The organism is Streptacidiphilus monticola (genome assembly GCF_042658505.1).
GTDB classification, from domain to species: Bacteria; Actinomycetota; Actinomycetes; order Streptomycetales; family Streptomycetaceae; genus Streptacidiphilus; species Streptacidiphilus monticola.
The window spans coordinates 20,915-37,526 of record NZ_JBHSQJ010000020.1 but is presented as its reverse complement, the minus strand read 5'-3'; the positions used below and the strand labels follow the sequence as shown (position 1 = coordinate 37,526).

Annotated in this window: 17 protein-coding genes and 1 riboswitch; of the genes, 15 read left to right on the top strand and 2 right to left on the bottom strand. The window is 72.6% G+C overall.

What is annotated here, in order from left to right; translation table 11 throughout:
• From ACFP3V_RS06650 to ACFP3V_RS06585, 14 genes are all read left to right on the top strand, one after another.
• The coding region (locus tag ACFP3V_RS06650) for a hypothetical protein (RefSeq protein ID WP_380580753.1) at window positions 1-460 on the top strand (460 nt) is incomplete at its 5' end.
• A gap of 64 nt (window positions 461-524) precedes the next feature.
• A complete protein-coding gene (locus ACFP3V_RS06645) occupies window positions 525-1,730 on the top strand; it encodes a sensor histidine kinase (protein ID WP_380580751.1) in 1,206 nt (401 codons plus the stop codon).
• Complete coding sequence (locus tag ACFP3V_RS06640) at window positions 1,727-2,410, top strand: response regulator (protein ID WP_380580749.1); 684 nt, start codon at window positions 1,727-1,729, stop codon at window positions 2,408-2,410. The genes ACFP3V_RS06645 and ACFP3V_RS06640 overlap by 4 nt, the downstream gene beginning before the upstream one ends.
• Window positions 2,411-2,473: 63 nt before the next feature.
• Window positions 2,474-2,604, top strand: a riboswitch (FMN riboswitch).
• 158 nt (window positions 2,605-2,762) lie between these two features.
• Window positions 2,763-3,431, top strand: coding sequence for a riboflavin synthase (locus ACFP3V_RS06635; protein ID WP_380580747.1), 669 nt, complete (start codon window positions 2,763-2,765; stop codon window positions 3,429-3,431).
• 6 nt (window positions 3,432-3,437) lie between these two features.
• Window positions 3,438-4,067: a nicotinamide mononucleotide transporter family protein gene (locus ACFP3V_RS06630; RefSeq protein WP_380580745.1), complete on the top strand. Its 630-nt coding sequence runs from the start codon at window positions 3,438-3,440 to the stop codon at window positions 4,065-4,067.
• Window positions 4,064-5,272, top strand: coding sequence for a bifunctional 3,4-dihydroxy-2-butanone-4-phosphate synthase/GTP cyclohydrolase II (locus ACFP3V_RS06625; protein WP_380580743.1), 1,209 nt, complete (start codon window positions 4,064-4,066; stop codon window positions 5,270-5,272). Before ACFP3V_RS06630 ends, ACFP3V_RS06625 begins: the two co-directional genes overlap by 4 nt.
• Before the next feature lie 165 nt (window positions 5,273-5,437).
• Entirely contained in the window at window positions 5,438-5,902 is a 465-nt protein-coding gene (gene ribH, locus ACFP3V_RS06620; protein ID WP_380580741.1) for a 6,7-dimethyl-8-ribityllumazine synthase, read from the top strand.
• A 79-nt stretch (window positions 5,903-5,981) separates the two neighbouring features.
• Window positions 5,982-6,251: a phosphoribosyl-ATP diphosphatase gene (locus ACFP3V_RS06615; RefSeq protein WP_380580739.1), complete on the top strand. Its 270-nt coding sequence runs from the start codon at window positions 5,982-5,984 to the stop codon at window positions 6,249-6,251.
• 117 nt (window positions 6,252-6,368) lie between these two features.
• Window positions 6,369-7,214, top strand: a complete 846-nt coding sequence (hisG, locus tag ACFP3V_RS06610; protein ID WP_380580737.1) for an ATP phosphoribosyltransferase — start codon at window positions 6,369-6,371, stop codon at window positions 7,212-7,214.
• Between the two features lie 21 nt (window positions 7,215-7,235).
• Window positions 7,236-7,712, top strand: coding sequence for a PH domain-containing protein (locus tag ACFP3V_RS06605; RefSeq protein ID WP_380580735.1), 477 nt, complete (start codon window positions 7,236-7,238; stop codon window positions 7,710-7,712).
• Between the two features lie 68 nt (window positions 7,713-7,780).
• Window positions 7,781-9,124 (top strand): hemolysin family protein, encoded by a 1,344-nt coding sequence (locus ACFP3V_RS06600; RefSeq protein WP_380580732.1) that lies wholly within the window; start codon window positions 7,781-7,783, stop codon window positions 9,122-9,124.
• A complete protein-coding gene (locus ACFP3V_RS06595; RefSeq protein ID WP_380580729.1) occupies window positions 9,121-10,158 on the top strand; it encodes a hemolysin family protein in 1,038 nt (345 codons plus the stop codon). Before ACFP3V_RS06600 ends, ACFP3V_RS06595 begins: the two co-directional genes overlap by 4 nt.
• Before the next feature lie 62 nt (window positions 10,159-10,220).
• Window positions 10,221-11,153: an ABC transporter ATP-binding protein gene (locus ACFP3V_RS06590; protein WP_380580726.1), complete on the top strand. Its 933-nt coding sequence runs from the start codon at window positions 10,221-10,223 to the stop codon at window positions 11,151-11,153.
• A complete protein-coding gene (locus ACFP3V_RS06585; RefSeq protein ID WP_380580724.1) occupies window positions 11,150-12,340 on the top strand; it encodes an ABC transporter permease in 1,191 nt (396 codons plus the stop codon). Before ACFP3V_RS06590 ends, ACFP3V_RS06585 begins: the two co-directional genes overlap by 4 nt.
• Window positions 12,341-12,492: 152 nt before the next feature.
• Here the strand turns inward: ACFP3V_RS06585 and ACFP3V_RS06580 are convergent, their stop codons facing one another.
• Both ACFP3V_RS06580 and ACFP3V_RS06575 read right to left on the bottom strand, forming a co-directional pair.
• A complete protein-coding gene (locus ACFP3V_RS06580; RefSeq protein ID WP_380580759.1) occupies window positions 12,493-14,349 on the bottom strand; it encodes an AAA family ATPase in 1,857 nt (618 codons plus the stop codon).
• A 473-nt stretch (window positions 14,350-14,822) separates the two neighbouring features.
• A complete protein-coding gene (locus ACFP3V_RS06575) occupies window positions 14,823-15,401 on the bottom strand; it encodes a uridine kinase family protein (RefSeq protein WP_380580722.1) in 579 nt (192 codons plus the stop codon).
• Between the two features lie 197 nt (window positions 15,402-15,598).
• Between ACFP3V_RS06575 and ACFP3V_RS06570 the strand changes: the two genes are divergently transcribed.
• Complete coding sequence (locus tag ACFP3V_RS06570; protein ID WP_380580720.1) at window positions 15,599-16,474, top strand: SGNH/GDSL hydrolase family protein; 876 nt, start codon at window positions 15,599-15,601, stop codon at window positions 16,472-16,474.
• The last annotated feature ends 138 nt before the right edge of the window (window positions 16,475-16,612 follow it).

Genomic DNA, 16,612 nt, shown 5'->3' with positions numbered 1-16,612 from the left:
CACGCTGCGGGCCGACGCCTCCGCCCTGCAGTCCGCGGCCGCCTCGCTGGCGGCGGCGCACCCCTCGGGCACCGACGAGGCGGCGGCGATGAAGGCGAGCGCGGAGGCGCTGGCGTCCAAGGCCTCCGCGCAGCTGGCCTCCGCGAGCGCGTCGGCGTCCGCCGTCCTGTCCGGGGTGAGCGGCCGCGGCAACGCCCTCGCCGACGTCCGGGTACAGGGCCTGCCCACGGCCTCCACCAGCGGGCGGCGGGCGGTCGTGCTGCACATCACCAACAGCAGTGCCAAGACCGCGTCCTACGCCGTCCAGGTGGACTTCGTCGACTCCAGCGGCAAGGTGGTCGAGCACACCGTCGCCTTCGCCGAGGACGTGCCCGCAGGCGGCAGCGTCCAGGTGGTCGCCTTCGCGAAGTCGACGCCCGAGCAGACCACCCCTCGCGTGGCCAAGGCGGAGCGTCACTGACCCCGCCCCCCTTCATGGGATCCTTACGCCGCGTACACCCGGATGCGGTTAACTGCCTCCTGACATGGAGATTCTTCGCCGCGCCCGCACCCTGGCCCGGGTCCATCCCTACTGGGCCGACGGGCTGCTGGCCCTCGCGCTGTACCTGGCCACCCTCCTGGCGCCGGTGGCGCACCACCCGCAGCAGGCCTGGTCCGACTTCGACCCCTCCGAAGTGCTCAGTGTGGCGGGCCTGTTGGTGTACCTGCCGCTGGTCTGGCGGCGCCGCCACCCCTTGGTGGTGGCGGCGGTGACGGTGGCCGCGACGCTCGGCTACATGGTCGTCGGCCCGGTGCGCGGACCGATCCTGTTCGGGGCCGCCCTCGCCGTCTACACCGTGTGCTCCGTGGTGGACCGTCGGCTGGCGCTCGCCACCGGCGGGGTGTGCGTGCTGACCCTGGGCGTCACCAGCATGGCGCTCTCGCCCGAGCCCTGGGACCGCACCGTCAACGCCGTCGCCTTCGCCTGGATCGCCGTGGCGGTCGCCGTGGGCGAGGCGGTGCGCAGCCGACGGGCCTTCGTCGCCGCCATCGAGGAGCGGGCCCGGCGGGCCGAGCACACCCGCGAGGAAGAGGCGCGCCGCCGGGTCGCCGAGGAGCGGCTGCGCATCGCGCGCGAGCTGCACGACATCGTGGGCCACCACATCGCGCTGATCAACATCCAGGCCGGCGTGGCCTCCCACGTCCTGGCGAGCCAGCCGGACGCCGCCCGCGAGGCACTGGCACAGGTGCGCCAGGCGGGCCGCTCGGCGCTGGCCGAACTCGGTGCCACGGTCGCCGTGTTGCGGCAGGGCGACGAGAGCGACGCAGCCCCGCACGAGCCCACGCCGGGTCTGGACCGGCTGCCGGAACTGCTGGAGTCCTTCCGCCGCTCCGGGTTGACGGTGGATCAGCAGGTCGAGGGGGAGCCGCGGGAGATCCCGGCGGCTGTGGACCTGACCGCGTACCGGGTCGTCCAGGAGTCGCTGACCAACGTCCGCAAGCACGCCGGGACCGGTGCGGCCCGGCTGCGGCTCGCCTACCGCACCGACCGGCTGCGCCTGGAGGTCGAGGACGACGGCCCGGCCGACCCCGGCGGGCAGCCGGGGGAGGGCAGCGGCTACGGCATCATCGGCATGCGCGAGCGCGCCGCCTCGGTCGGCGGCAGCTTCCGCGCGGGCCACCGCGCGGGGGGCGGCTTCCGGGTCGCCGTGGAACTGCCCTACGCGCTGGCGGGAGGTGCGCGCGGATGACGGTCCGTGTGGTGCTCGCCGACGACCAGGCCCTCGTCCGAGCCGGATTGCGGGTCCTGGTGGACTCCGCTCCCGACCTCACCGTGGTCGGCGAGGCGGGCGACGGCCACGAGGCGGTGCGGCTGGCCCGCGAGCAGCAGGCCGACGTGGTGCTCATGGACATCCGGATGCCCGGCCTCGACGGGCTCGGCGCCACCCGGCAGATCACCGGCTGCCCGGATCTGGGCGACGTCCGGGTGCTGGTGCTGACGACGTTCGAGGTGGACGAGTACGTGTTCCAGGCGTTGCGCGCCGGCGCCTCGGGCTTCCTGGGCAAGGGCGCCGAACCCGACGTGCTGCTCGACGCCATCCGCGTCGTGGCCCGCGGTGAGGCGCTGCTGTCCCCGGCCGCCACCAAGGGGCTGATCGCCCGCTTCCTGGAGCAGCCCGCCGAGCGCCCGCGCCCGGACCCGGCCGCCCTCTCGGTGCTGACCGACCGGGAGCGCGAGATCGTCGCCCTGGTCGCCACCGGGGCGACCAACGACGAGATAGCCGAGCAGCTCGCGGTCAGCCCACTGACCGTCAAAACCCATGTCAGCAGGGCACTTCTGAAGGTCGGCGCCCGCGACCGGACGCAGTTGGTGGTGCTCGCCTACGAGAGCGGACTCGTCCAGCCGGGGGCCGCCGCGAGCGGCGCGTGACCGAGCCCACATTGATCCGGGAATGGTCCGGCGTGGCAGACTGTTGGGCAGCAGTAACGACGTTTGCGCACTCCGGGGTCGGTGTAATTCCGAACCGGCGGTTACAGTCCGCGACCCGGCCGCCTCCAGCGGTCGGTTGACCAGGTGAAATTCCTGGACCGACGGTGAAAGTCCGGATGGGAGGCAGTGCGCGGCAGACGTCGGGCCGTGGTCCGCCACGGCGGCCGTCCCGCTCCAGCAGCGCGGGCGTCCGCAGTGGGCGTCCTGTCCGGCCCGTGCACCACGTCTGCGGTCTCTCTCCCGAGAACCCCCGGAGCCCGCGCTGAGGCAGCGCTTGAGGCACGGAGGGTCAGTGTTCACGGGAATCATCGAAGAGCTCGGCGAAGTCCTCTCCATCGAGGACCTGGGAGACTCCTCCCGCATTCGCCTGCGCGGCCCGATCACCACCCAGGACGCCCGCGAGGGCCAGTCCATCGCCGTCAACGGCGTCTGTCTCACGGTCCTCGACACCGACGCCGAACTGGCGGCCCGTCCGGGCGAGTTCAGCGCGGACGTGATGGCGGAGACGCTGAAGCGGTCCTCGCTGGGCGCGCTCGTCCCCGGCTCGAAGGTCAACCTGGAGCGCGCGATGGCGCTCGGCGCCCGCCTCGGCGGACACCTGGTCCAGGGCCATGTCGACGGCACCGCGACGCTGCTGGAGCGCAGCCCCGGCGAGCCCGGCGCGGACGGGAATCCCCAGTGGGAGGTGCTGCGTTTCAGCCTGCCGGCCGAGCTGTCCCGGTACCTGGTCGACAAGGGGTCGATCACCGTGGACGGCGTGAGCCTGACGGTGGTGGAGGCCGGTGCCGACTCGTTCACGGTGAGCCTGATCCCGGCCACCCTCGCGCACACCACCCTCGGCCTCAAGCAGCCCGGCGAGCCGGTCAACCTCGAGGTCGACGTCCTGGCCAAGTACGTCGAGCGGCTCCTCGGCCACTCGACCGGCACCGCCGCCAACCCCAGCGCATCGACGGGAGTCTGACGCACCATGAGCTTCATCGACGACCTCAACTCCGTGGCCTTCACCGCCTTCGGCGAGTCCATCAAGTGGTCCGACATGATCGGCAACCTGCTCGGCCTGGGCGCGCTGGCGCTGGGCTGGCGGCGGTCCGTGATCAGCTGGCCGGTGCAGCTGCTGTCCGGGCTGGTGCTGGTGGCGGCCTACTCCTCGGCCCACCTGAGCGGCGGCGTGGGCAAGCAGCTCATCGTCATCGCCGTCTCGCTGTGGGGCTGGTTCCAGTGGCAGCGCGGACGGCAGCGCCAGGGCGACATAGCCGTGCGCTTCGCGAGCTGGACCGAGCGGGCCTGGCTGGTGGGTTTCACCGCCGTCGGCACGGTGGGCGTGGCCGAGCTGTTCCAGGCCTACAACCTCTCCTGGTCCCCGTGGGCGGACGCCTACCTGTTCGTCGGCACGCTGGCCGCGATGTACGCACAGGGCCGCGGCTGGGTCGAGTTCTGGTTCGCCTGGCTGGCCGTGGACCTGGTGGGCGTGCCGCTGGCCTTCAACAGCGGGCTGGCCTTCTCCGGTCTGATCTACGTCGTCTACTTCGTCCTGGTCATCCTCGGCATGCGCAGCTGGTGGCAGCGCACGGCCCTTCCGCAGGGAGCAGCGGCATGAGCCTCGACCGCATCGAACGCGCGGTCGCCGACCTGGCGGCCGGACGGCCCGTCGTGGTCGTCGACGACGAGAACCGCGAGAACGAGGGCGACCTCGTCTTCGCCGCCGAGCTGGCCACGTCCGAGCTGGTCGCGTTCATGATGCGCGAGGCTCGGGGCCTGATCTGCGTCCCCATGGTGGGTGAGGACGTGGACCGGTTGGAGCTGGAGCAGATGGTCGGCCGGAACACCGAGTCCATGCGGACCGCCTTCACGGTGTCGGTGGACGCGGCCGAGGGCACGACCACGGGCATCTCGGCGGCGGACCGGGCCAGGACCATCCGCCTGCTGGCCGACCCGCGGTCGACGCCCGATCAGTTCGTGCGCCCCGGCCACGTGTTCCCGCTGCGGGCCCGGCCGGGCGGCGTGCTGGAACGCCCCGGCCACACCGAGGCCGGCCCGGACCTGTGCCGCCTGGCGGGCCTGCGCCCGGCCGCGGTGATCTGCGAGATCGCCAACCCGGACGGCACCATGGCGCGCCTGCCCCAGCTGCGGGAGTTCGCGAACCTGCACGGGCTGGCGCTCGTCTCGATCGAGGACCTGATCGAGTTCCGCCGGGAGCGCGAGCGCCGGGTCGTCCGGGCCGCGGAGACGGCGCTGCCGACCACGCACGGCGCGTTCCGGGCGTACGGGTACGTGAGCGAGCCGGACGGCGTCGAGCACGTGGCGCTGGTGACCGGGGAGGTGGACGACGCGGACGAGGTGCTGGTCCGGATCCACTCGGAGTGCCTGACCGGCGACGTCTTCGGCTCGCTGCGCTGCGACTGCGGCCCGCAGCTCGCCGAGGCGATGGACCGCATCGCGGAGGAGGGCCGGGGCATCGTCCTCTACCTGCGCGGCCACGAGGGCCGCGGCATCGGCCTGGTGCGGAAGTTGAAGGCCTATCAGCTGCAGGAGGCCGGCCACGACACGGTGGACGCCAACCTGGAGCTGGGGCTGCCGGCCGACTCCCGGGACTACAGCGCGGCGGCGGGCATGCTGGCCGATCTCGGGGTGCGCTCGATCCGCCTGCTGACCAACAACCCCGACAAGGGCGCGGCGCTGGAGGCCGAGGGCATCAAGATCACCGCCCGCGAGCCCCTGCCCACGACGGTCGGCGAACACAACGTGCGCTACCTGCGCACGAAGCGCGACCGCATGGGCCACGACCTCCCCTGGCTCGCCTAGCCGTGCACCCCCGTCAGGGGCGCGGGGAACCGCGGGACCAGCCCACCACCCGGGGAGGTCCGACCGCGTCTGCGGGACGAACCTCCGCGAGGGGTGTGTTGCTCGCGCAGTTCCCCGCGCCCCTGGGGAGAGTGCAACCTGATCAACGAGAAGAAGGAATCCGAAGTGAGTGGTGAGGGAGCTCCCAAGCTCGACGTCGTCGACGCGAGCGGGCTGAAGGTGGCTGTGATCGCCTCGTCCTGGCACGTGACCGTCATGGACGGGCTGATCGCCGGGGCGGAGAAGGCGCTCAAGGAGTACGGGGTCACCGACTCCGTCCTGGTCCGCGTGCCGGGCAGCTACGAGCTGCCCGTCGTGGCGAAGGCCTACGCCGACCGCGGCTACGACGCGGTCGTCGCGCTGGGCGTCGTCATCCGGGGCGGGACGCCACACTTCGACTACGTGTGCGAGGCGGCGACCCTCGGGCTGACGCAGGTGTCCGTGAACACCGGCGTGCCGGTCGGATTCGGGCTGCTCACCTGCGACGACGAGCAGCAGGCGGTGGACCGGGCCGGGCTGCCCGGCTCCAAGGAGGACAAGGGCTACGAGGCGGCGACCGCCGCCCTGACGACCGCGCTTCTGGTCCGCTAGTCCGTTCCCCGTGCCGTAGGCGTCCAGTCCCTGGACCGTCACCTGGGGGCGGGAGAGAACCACGTAGGGTAGGGCCATCATGGCGCTCAAGACATTCGACGAGCTCTTCGCGGAGCTCCAGCAGAAGGCCGCCGCAGGCGAGCCCGGTTCGCGCACCGCCGAGCTGGTGCAGGCGGGCGTGCACGCCATCGGCAAGAAGGTGGTCGAGGAGGCCGCCGAGGTGTGGATGGCCGCCGAGCACGAGTCCGGTGAGCGGACCGCCGAGGAGATCTCCCAGCTGCTCTACCACCTCCAGGTGATGATGGTCGCCCGCGGCCTCACCCTGGAGGACGTCTACGCGCATCTGTAGCACCCCGCGAGATCTGGTCAGCGGGGCACCGAGCCGTTTCGGTGCCCCGCTTTCGTTGTGACCCCGTTCGATCCCCGTCTGACCCACCGTCAGGCACAGGACAGGAAGGCAAGGACGATGCTGCGCATCGCAGTCCCCAACAAGGGTTCGCTCTCGGAGCCGGCGGCGGCGATGCTCCATGAGGCCGGCTACCGCCAGCGCAAGGACTCCAAGGAGCTGGTGCTGGTCGATCCGGAGAACAACGTCGAGTTCTTCTACCTCCGCCCCCGCGACATCGCGATCTACGTCGGCTCCGGGCGGCTCGACGTCGGCTTCACCGGCCGGGACCTGCTGCTGGACTCCGAGGCCAACGCCGAGGAGGTGCTCTCCCTCGGCTTCGCCGGCTCCACCTTCCGCTTCGCCGGCCCGCCCGGGGTGGCGTCCAGCGTCAAGGAGCTGGAGGGCCGCCGCATCGCCACCTCCTACACCGGGCTGGTCAGGCAGCACCTGGCCGAGCACGGGGTCACCGCTGAGGTCACCAAGCTCGACGGCGCGGTGGAGACCGCCGTGCAGCTGGGCGTGGCCGACGTGATCGCGGACGTCGTGGAGACCGGGACCAGCCTGCGCAACGCCGGCATGGAGGTCTTCGGCGACCCGATCCTGGTCTCCGACGCCGTGGTGATCCGCCCCGTCGGTGCCGAGGAGGACCCGGCGGTGGACCAGTTCCTGCGCCGTCTGCAGGGTGTCCTGGTGGCCCGTCGGTACGTGATGATGGACTACGACATCCGGGCCGAGCGCGTCCACGAGGCGGTCGCGCTCACCCCGGGGCTGGAGTCGCCGACCGTGTCCCCGCTGCACAGCGAGGGCTGGGTCGCGGTCCGGGCGATGGTGCTGCGCAAGGAGGCTCAGCGGATCATGGACGACCTGTGGAGCATCGGCGCGCGCGCCATCCTGGTCACCAACATCCACGCCTGCCGCCTGTAGTCCGCCTGCTGAGGGAACGTCATGTCCACCGGCCCCGGCCGCCGTCCCGAGCTCCCGTCCCTGCCGCGCACCTGGCGGCCGGTGGCGACCCGGGTCGTGCTGCTGGGGCTGGCGGTCGTCTCGGTGCTGTTCTTCTCCGTGATCGCCTACCTCGGTCCGGCCGACTGGCACCGCCACGACCGCGTCGGCATCGGCGTCGCCGGACTGCTGTTCGCACTGGTGCTGGTGGTGCTCGCGCGGCCCCGGGCGCGGGCCGACCGGGACGGGCTGACCGTCGTCAACTTCCTGCACCGGCGCCGGCTGGCGTGGGCCGAGATCCTCGGCGTCCACCTCGGCCCGGGCGATCCCTGGGCGGTGCTCGACCTCGCCGACGGCGGCACGCTCGCCGTCGTCGCCATCCAGCCCGGATCCGGGCGCAGGCAGGCCCTGCGCCACACCGCTGAACTGCGCGTCTGCGTGGACCTGCTGGGGACCGCCACCGAGCGGCCCGTACACTGACAGGTCAAAACTCAGACGCCGTTCTGCCAAGAACGGTTAAAACCAGATCCGGAGACGATCTCCCCCCTATGGACCCTCACAGTAGTTCCACGGCATGGCTGCTCCTGGCCGTCGCCCTACTGCTGATCCTCGCCAACGGCCTGTTCGTCGCCGCCGAGTTCGCCCTGGTCACCGTGGACCGCGGCAGCGTCGTGCGGGCCGCCGCCGACGGCGACCGCCGCGCCCGGGGCCTCCTGCGCGCGCTGCGCACCCTCTCCTACGAGCTGTCCGGCGCCCAGCTCGGCATCACCATCACCTCGCTGCTGGTCGGCGTGCTGGCCGAGCCGGCGCTGGGCACCCTGCTCACCCCGGTGCTGCGCGACATCGGCCTCGGCGGGGCCGCGCGCGGCGTCGCCGTCGTGGTCGGCATGCTCGCGGCCACCGTGCTGCAGATGGTCGTCGGCGAGCTGGTGCCGAAGAACTGGGCCATCTCCCGGCCGATGCAGACGGCCCGGGCCGTGGCCACCCCGCAGCGCGTGTTCTCGCTGGTCTGCCGCCCCGTCATCCTGCTGTGCAACGGCGCCGCCAACCGGGTCGTGCGCGCTTTCGGGATCGAGCCGCAGGACGAACTCGCCTCCGCCCGCAGCGCCGAGGAGCTGATCTCGCTCGCCCGGCACTCCGCCGTCGAGGGCTCACTCGAGTCGGACACCGCCGACCTGTTCGTGCGCGCGCTGGGACTCGGCGAGCTCACCGCCGAGAGCGTGATGACCCCGCGGGTGGCCGTCAGCGCGCTGGAGCACACCGCGACGGCGGCCGACGTGCTCAACCTGACCCGGGCCACCGGGCTGTCCCGCTTCCCGGTCTACCGCGGGTCCATCGACGACGTGGTCGGCACCGTCACGCTCAAGGACGCCCTCGGCGTCCCGCACGACCAGCGCGACCGGACGGCTGTGGCCGCCATCGCCGCCGAGCCGCTGCTCGTCCCGGAGACGCTGCCCGCCGAACGGCTGCTGGAGCTGCTGCGCCGACGCCAGCAACTCGCCGTCGTCATCGACGAGTACGGCGGTACGGCGGGCGTGGCCACGCTCGAGGACATCGTCGAGGAGATGGTCGGCGAGGTGCTCGACGAGCACGACCCGGACGACCTGCCCGAGCTGCGCGCGGTCGCCCCCGTGGAGGGGCAGCCGGCCTACGAGGCCGACGGGCGGTGCCGGGTGGACCTGCTGGAGTCCATCGGCCTGCACGCCCCCGCGGGCCCCTACGAGACGGTCGCCGGACTCCTGGCCGACCTGCTCGGACGGCTGCCCGCGCCCGGTGACACCGCCGAGCTGCCGGGGTGGTCGCTCACCGCGCTGGAGATCGAACGCCATCGCACGGAACGGGTCCTGATCGTCCGTCACCCGCTGCGCGACCACCGGGAGGGACGACGGTGACCGGCGCCCTGCAGATCGTCGCCTCGCTCCTGCTGCTGCTCGGCAACGCCTTCTTCGTCGGCGCCGAGTTCGCCCTGATCTCGGTCCGGCGCAGCCAGGTGGAACCGCTGGCCGGGACCGGCAACCGCCGCGCGCGGGCCGTGCTCTGGGCGCTGGAGCACGTCTCCGCCATGCTCGCCGCCTCCCAACTCGGCATCACCGTCTGCTCGCTGCTGCTCGGCGCGCTCGCCGAACCGGCGGTCGCCCACCTGCTGGAGGGCCCCTTCGACGCCTTCGGCGTCCCGGACCAGCTGGTGCATCCCCTCGGCTACGTGATCGCCCTGGCCCTGGTGGTCTTCCTGCACATGGTGCTGGGCGAGATGGTGCCCAAGAACATCGCCCTGGCCACGCCCGAGCGCGCCGCGCTGCTGCTGGGCCCGCCGCTGGCGGCGATGTCCCGGCCGCTGCACCCCTTCATCGCCTTCCTGAACGCCTTCGCCAACCTGCTGCTGCGGCTGCTCGGGGTCGAGCCCAAGGACGAGGTCGAGGCCGCCTACACCAGCGAGCAGCTGGGCCACCTCGTGGAGGAGGCCCACGACGCCGGACTGCTGGGCCGGGTGGCCCAGGAGCGCCTGGAGGACGCCCTGGAGCTGGGACGCCGCCCGGTCAGCGAGGTGCTGCTGCCGATGAGCGAGGTCGTCACGGTGGACTCCAAGGCGACGCCCGCCGACGTGGAGGAACTGGCGGTGCGCACCGGCTACTCGCGCTTCCCGGTCCTCGGTGCCCATGGCGGCTTCCTCGGCTACCTCCACGTCAAGGACATGCTCGACCTGGACGAGCCGGACGTGCCGGTACCCCCGGACATGTGGCGGCCCGTCATCACCGTGCCGCGCGCCCTGCCGCTGGACGACGCCCTCGGCGCGATGCGCCGGGCCACCGCCCACCTGGCCGGCGTGGTGGACCGGGACGGGCGGGCGCTGGGCCTGGTGACCATGGAGGATGTGCTGGAGGAGCTGGTCGGGGAGGTCCACGACCCTGATCACCGCGCGGGGTAGGGGTAGGGTGCTGACGGGTCCGATCCGGCCCGCAGACCATCGAGCACACCGGGGGAGCACGGATGGCTGACCGCCGTCTGGCCATAGACCAGTTGACGAAGCGTTACGGCGACACCGTCGCCCTGGACGGGATGACGTTCGACGTGCGGGCCGGCGAGATCTTCGGATTCGTGGGCAGCAACGGTGCCGGGAAGACCACCACCATGCGGATCGCCCTGGGCGTCCTCGCCGCCGACAGCGGCGAGGTGCGCTGGGACGGGACGCCGGTGACGCTGGAGACCCGCAGCCGCATCGGCTACATGCCCGAGGAGCGGGGCCTGTACCCGCGGATGCGCGTCGGCGAGCAGCTGGAGTACCTGGCCCGGCTGCACGGCATGGACCGCCCGGCGGCCGTGCGCGCGGCACAGGAGTGGACCGAACGCCTGGGCGTCGCCGCCCGCCGCGGCGACGAGGTGCAGAAGCTCAGCCTGGGCAACCAGCAGCGGGTGCAGCTCGCCGCGGCGCTCGTGCACGACCCGGAGATCCTCGTCCTCGACGAGCCCTTCTCCGGCCTCGACCCGGTGGCCGTGGACGTGATGAGCGAGGTACTGCGCGAGAAGGCGGCCCAGGGCATCCCGGTCATCTTCTCCAGCCACCAGCTGGAACTGGTCGAGCGGCTCTGCGACCGGGTCGGCATCGTCCGGGCGGGCAGCATGGTCGCCTGCGGCACCGTGGACGAACTGCGGTCCGGGGGAGAGGAGTTGCTGCTCGTCGACGCCCCGGGGGCGCCGGACGGGTGGGCCGCGGGCCTGCCGGGCGTCACCGTCCTGCCGGCGCAGCGCGGGCGCACCGTCCTGCGGCTGGAGGAGGGCGCCGACGACCAGGCGGTGCTGGCCGCCGCCCTGGCCACCGGACCGGTCCGCGAGTTCACCAGGAGCAGGCCGTCGCTGACGGACCTGTTCCGCCACGTCGTCAGCGCCGAGCAGACGGTCGGCGCGGGGGAGGGGCAGCAGTGAGGAGCAGCACGGCGGTCGGTCTGGTCGCGGGGCGCGAGCTGCGGGTGCGGATGCGCTCCAAGGCCTTCGCGATCACCCTCGCCATCGCGGCGGTCCTGTTCGCGGGCTTCCCGGTGGTCATGCACTTCGTCCAGCACCACGGCCCCAGCACGGAGAAGGTGGCGCTGACCCAGGCGGACGCCGCGGTGGGCGGCCAACTCGACGCCCTGGCAACCGCCCTGGGCCAGAACCTGGAGGTGCGCACGGTCGCCGACGCAGCTGCGGGGGTCGCCGCGGTCAAGGCGGGGGACGTGGCGGCCTTCGCCCAGCCCAGCGCCTCGGGGACCAGGGTGACGGTCGACAAGTCGCTCAGCGCGCAGCTGCGGGCGCTGTTCCAGACCTACGACCGCCAGGCCGCGCTCGACGCCCAGATCCGCAAGCTGGGCGGCGACCCCGCCCAGGTGAGCAGCGCGGTGGCGGCGGCGCAGGTCACCGTGACCACGCTGCGCCCGGCCGACCCGCTGCGCAGCCAGCGGCTGGCCATCGCCATCGCGGCGGGGCTGCTGATGTACATGTCGCTGATGACGGTGGGTCAGATCGTGGCCCAGGGGGTGGTGGAGGAGAAGAGCAGCCGCGTCGTCGAACTGCTGCTGTCCACGCTCAAGCCCTGGCAGCTGCTGGCGGGCAAGGTGATCGGGACCGGCACGCTCGGCCTGGTGCAGATCCTCGTGCCCGGCGCCCTCGGCGTCGGCGTCGGCATCGCGACCGGGACGATCAGCATCTCCCTGTCCGGGTCGGTGGGTTCGCTGCTCTGGGCACTGGTCTGGTACCTGGCCGGCTTCATCGTCTACGCGCTGCTGTTCGCGGCGGTGGGCGCCACGGTGTCGCGCCAGGAGGACCTGGGCGGCGCGATGGCCCCGATCATCCTGCCCCTGGTGGCCGCGTGGGTGATCGGCATCAGCGTGGTGCCGGGGGACCCGGGCAACGGGCTGGTGGGGGTGCTGTCCTACATCCCGCTGTTCGCGCCGGTGCTGATGCCCATGCGCTACGCGATGGGAACGGCCGAGCTGTGGCAGGTGCTGGTCGCCCTCGCGCTGACGCTGGCCCTGGGCGTGGTCCTGCTGCGCTTCGCGGGGCGGGTCTACCGCAACAGTGTGCTCCGCAGCGGCGCCCGCGTGCCCTTGCGCGAGGCCCTGAAAGCGGCGTAGCCGCTTCGGGGGCGGCGCGGGGATCCCCCACCCTTCGGGCGGGAGGTGGCCCCACCGCGAGCAACCCACCACCCACGGGGGTCCGACCCGTTCAATGGGACGGACCCCCGTGGGTGGTGGGTTGCTCCGCAGGTCCCCGCGCCCCCGACGGGTCACCCTCGGCCGTCGATGAGTTCGCCGTAGGCCTGCAGGACGTCGGGCAGCCGCAGGGTGGCCAGGTCCTGGCGGGTGGGGGGCTCCGTCAGAACGCTCAGGCGCAGGTCCCGGTACGCACAGCTCTTCTCGTACAGCGTGCGCATGAACCGGCCGTTGCCCAGGTCGTCGATCCAGCCCTCGCGGACCACGTGGCCGCAGATCGAGCGCAGCTCTTCCAGCGCCTCCTCGTCCCAGACGTCGCCGTCGCCCGCGGCCAGCGACCGGCCGATCGCGGCGAGTTCCTCCGGACGGTAACTGGGGAAGTCCACCCTCGTCGTGAAGCGGGAGCTCAGGCCGGGGTTGGTGGCCAGCAGCCGGTTCATGCCCTCGGGGTAGCCGGCCAGGATCACCACCAGCCGGTCGCGGTTGTCCTCGGCGCGCTTCAGGAGTACCTGCAGGGCCTCGTCGCCGTAGGCGTCGCCCTTGGAGTAGCCGGAGTTGGCCAGGCTGTAGGCCTCGTCGACGAAGAGCACGCCGTCCAGCGCGGAGTCGATCAGCTCGTTCGCCTTGACGGCCGTCTGGCCCAGGAACTCCCCGACCAGATCGGCTCGTTGGGCCTCGACCAGGTGGTCCCCGGAGAGCAGCCCGAGGGCGTAGAAGACGCGGCCGAGTATGCGGGCGACCGTCGTCTTCCCCGTGCCGGAGGGGCCCGAGAAGATGAAGTGCCGCTTCGGCGGCTGCACCGGCAGGCCCTGGTCCGCCCGCAGCTGGGCCATTCTCAACTGGGCGCTCAGCGCCAGCACTTGGCGCTTGACCGGCTCCATGCCGACCATCCGGTCCAGCTCGCCGAGGGCCGCGTCGAGGCGGGCCCGGTCCGGGTGGCCGCCCGGGAGCAGCGCCGCCGCGACCGGAGCGGGCTCGGCCCGGTGCCGTGCCGCGCGCAGCGGGTCCTCGGCTGCCGGCGGTTCCAGCGACTCGTCGTCCTCGTCCCCGCCGAGCTCCTCCTCGGCCACTCCGGGGCCGTAGTCGGCGCCCAGCGAAGCGGGCAGGTCCGAGAGGATGTCCGCGGGCGGGTCGTAGAACCCGGCCGGTTCGGGGGCGGCCGCACCCGAGGCATGGCGCGGGCGCGGTGACGGCGCGGGCGCCTCGAGCAGCGCGGGATCGACGCCGTCCTCCGCGGTGATCGCGGCCAGCCGCGCGGCGGTGTCCATGAAGCCCGGGTCCACCCGGTGCACGGCCCGGTAGAGCGAGAGCGCCGCGGCGCTGCGTCCGACGCCCTCGTAGGCGCGCGCCAGCCAGTAGCGCAGCTCCTTGCGCTGCGGCTGCTCGGAGCGGCAGCGGGCGAGTGAGGCCGCGAGGGGGAACTCGGCCTGCCCGCACATGTCCAGGCGCACCCGTGCCATGCCGCTGAACAGCCCCGCCTCGATGCCCAGCAGCGCGTCGTCCACCAGTCCGTCGGTGTCCCGGATCAGCTGCTCCCAGTCCTTGAGCAGATAGGAGCGGCAGGCGTGCAGGAAGCGGACCGAGGGGTCCCGGGCGACGGGCGGGCAGTGCGTCAGCGCCTCGTCCAGCTGCGGCAGGTGGCGTCCGTCCAGCCAGTGCGAGGCGTGGGCGAGCGCCAGGTCGCGCTCGTCCTCCAGGACGGGCTGGACCCACCAGCCCAGCCAGTACCAGGAACTGAGCGGGCGTCTGTGCTTGCGCCGCTGCTCGCCGAAGCGTTCGCGGTGCTCGAACATGGCCAGCAGCGCCGTCGCGGTGTCCGCGCGCAGGGCGTGCAGGCCCAGCCAGGCGTCGGCCATCCCGGGGTCCAGCCGCACCGCCGCGCGGAACTCCTCCTCGGCGCGGGTGTAGGCGCCCGCGGTGTACGCGTCCATGGCGCGCTGCCACGCGCGGTCGGCAAGGGCACGGGTTCCCCTGCCGTCGGTCTGCTCAGTCCCCACCGGTCAGCCCCCTGCTGTGCGGCGAAACCCCCGGAAGGTCTTGCGGGCACCGCATTCTGACGTTCCGTAACCAACGCGAGCGCACGCGCGCGGTCCTTGGGGCATCGTACCGGCCCTGTGCTGATCCGGAAGAGTGCCGCGCACCCCTGATGGGATTGTGATGGTGACGATCCGTCACCACTGACCGGAGGGACATGTCCGGAAAACAGACGATCCCCCGGCCACGGGGGAACGGCCGGGGGATCGCGATCTCGGCGTCGAGAGCACGGGCTCTCGCGCTGAGCTGAACGTAGTTCCTGCACGTGGCGCAGGTCAAGGGCGGGGCGGCGGGCGAAGGTTGAGGGATCAGGCTCCTTCACTGGCCGCCGGACAGTCTGTGCGGCACAGGCTGTTGTGATGACGCAGCGTCACGAAGCTGTGGTGATCATGTGAGCGGGCACCAGGAGGTCCGCGTACGGGCGGGTGGGGTCGTCGGCGAAATGGGCGCTCTGCTCGCGCATCCACTCCTGCCAGAAGCCGGCCAGTTCCGTGCCGTCCCGCGCCTCGCCGCGGGCGCGGGTGGTGGCGGCGTCCAGATCCAGCCAGATCGTGAACGCCAGCTCGGGGCGCAGTGCGCGGCGGCCCGCGCCGACGCCCTCGAGCAGGACGACCGGGGCGGGCGGGAGTTGACGCTGCGTCCGGTAGGCGGCGGCGACCCAGTCGTAGGCCCGGTACCGGGCGGTGCGGCCGGCTCGCAGCGGAGCCAGGATCTGCTGTTCGAGGCGCGGCACCCAGTCGAAGAAGTGGCCGTGCGCGGCGAGGTCGTCCAGGTGAACCGTGGGCGCGCCGCCGAGGGCCCGGGCCAGGGCGGCGGCGAAGGTGGTCTTGCCCGATCCGGCGTAGCCGTCGACCGCGACGAGCCGGACCGGGCCCAGGGACGGAGGTCGGGAGCGGAGCTGTTCGGCGAGGTCGGGCAGGGTGAACGGGATCGGTGGCACGGGGCGCATCGTAGCGACGGCGACCGCGCTCCGACGGGTCCGTGCACGGGTATTGACCCACGATCTGACCCGTCAGTAACTTTCCAGCGGGTAACCCAGCGGAAGCACGGGCGTCACGCGCCCGACATCACCCCTGCACCGACGCCTCCGCACCGCAGCGCGCGCACCTCCTGTCCACGGCCCCACCCGTCACCGAGGAGATCCGCATGTCCGTCCGTGCCCGTGCCCGCCGCCTGGCCGCCGTCGCGGCCGCCGGCCTCACCTGCCTCAGCCTCTCCGTCGCCACCCAGGCGCGGGCGGCCGACCCCGTCAACTACGTCGCCCTCGGCGACAGCTACAGCGCCGGGTCCGGAGTGCTCCCGCTCGACCTCGGCGCTCCGCTGGAGTGCGCGCGGTCCACCGCCAACTACCCGCACGTGCTGGCCGCCCGGACCGGCGCCCGACTGACCGACGTCACCTGCGGCGGCGCCCAGACGAAGGACTTCGCCGGATCCCAGTACCCGGGCGTGGCACCGCAGTTGGACGCGCTCAGCGCGAACACCGACCTGGTCACCATGACCATCGGCGGCAACGACAACAACACCTTCATCGACGCGATCCTGGCCTGCGGCTCGGCCGGGGTGGTCACCCTGGGGCTGGGCCACCCGTGCGCGAGCATCTACGGCTCCAGCTTCGACGACACGATCGACTCCAGCACTTACCCCGCACTGGTGTCCGCGCTGACGGCGGTGCGGGCGAAGGCGCCCAACGCGCGGGTGGCGATCGTCGGTTACCCGTGGATCGTCCCGGCCCAGGCGGTGCCCGGGTGCTTCGCCAAGATGCCCATCGCCAACGGCGACATCCCGTACCTGCGGGACCTCGAAGCCCACCTCAACGCGGCGGTCCAGCGCGCGGCGGCGGCCACGGGCGTCAGGTACGTGGACATGGCCTCGGTTTCGAACGGGCACGACGCGTGCCAGCCGATCGGGACCCGGTGGATCGAGCCCGTGCTGTTCGGCACGAACTACGTGCCGGTGCACCCCAACGCGCTGGGTGAGGGCGCGATGGCCACGCAGATCGCGAGCACGCTGGGCCTGGGCTGAGCCCTCGGCGGGGCAGCGCCTTCGGCAGGGCAGCCTCCAGGGGCGCGAGGAACTGCGCGAGCAGCCCACAACTCAGGGAGGTCCGTCCCGATCAAGGGTCGGACCTCCGTGGGTGGTGCGTTGCTCCCGCAGTTCCTC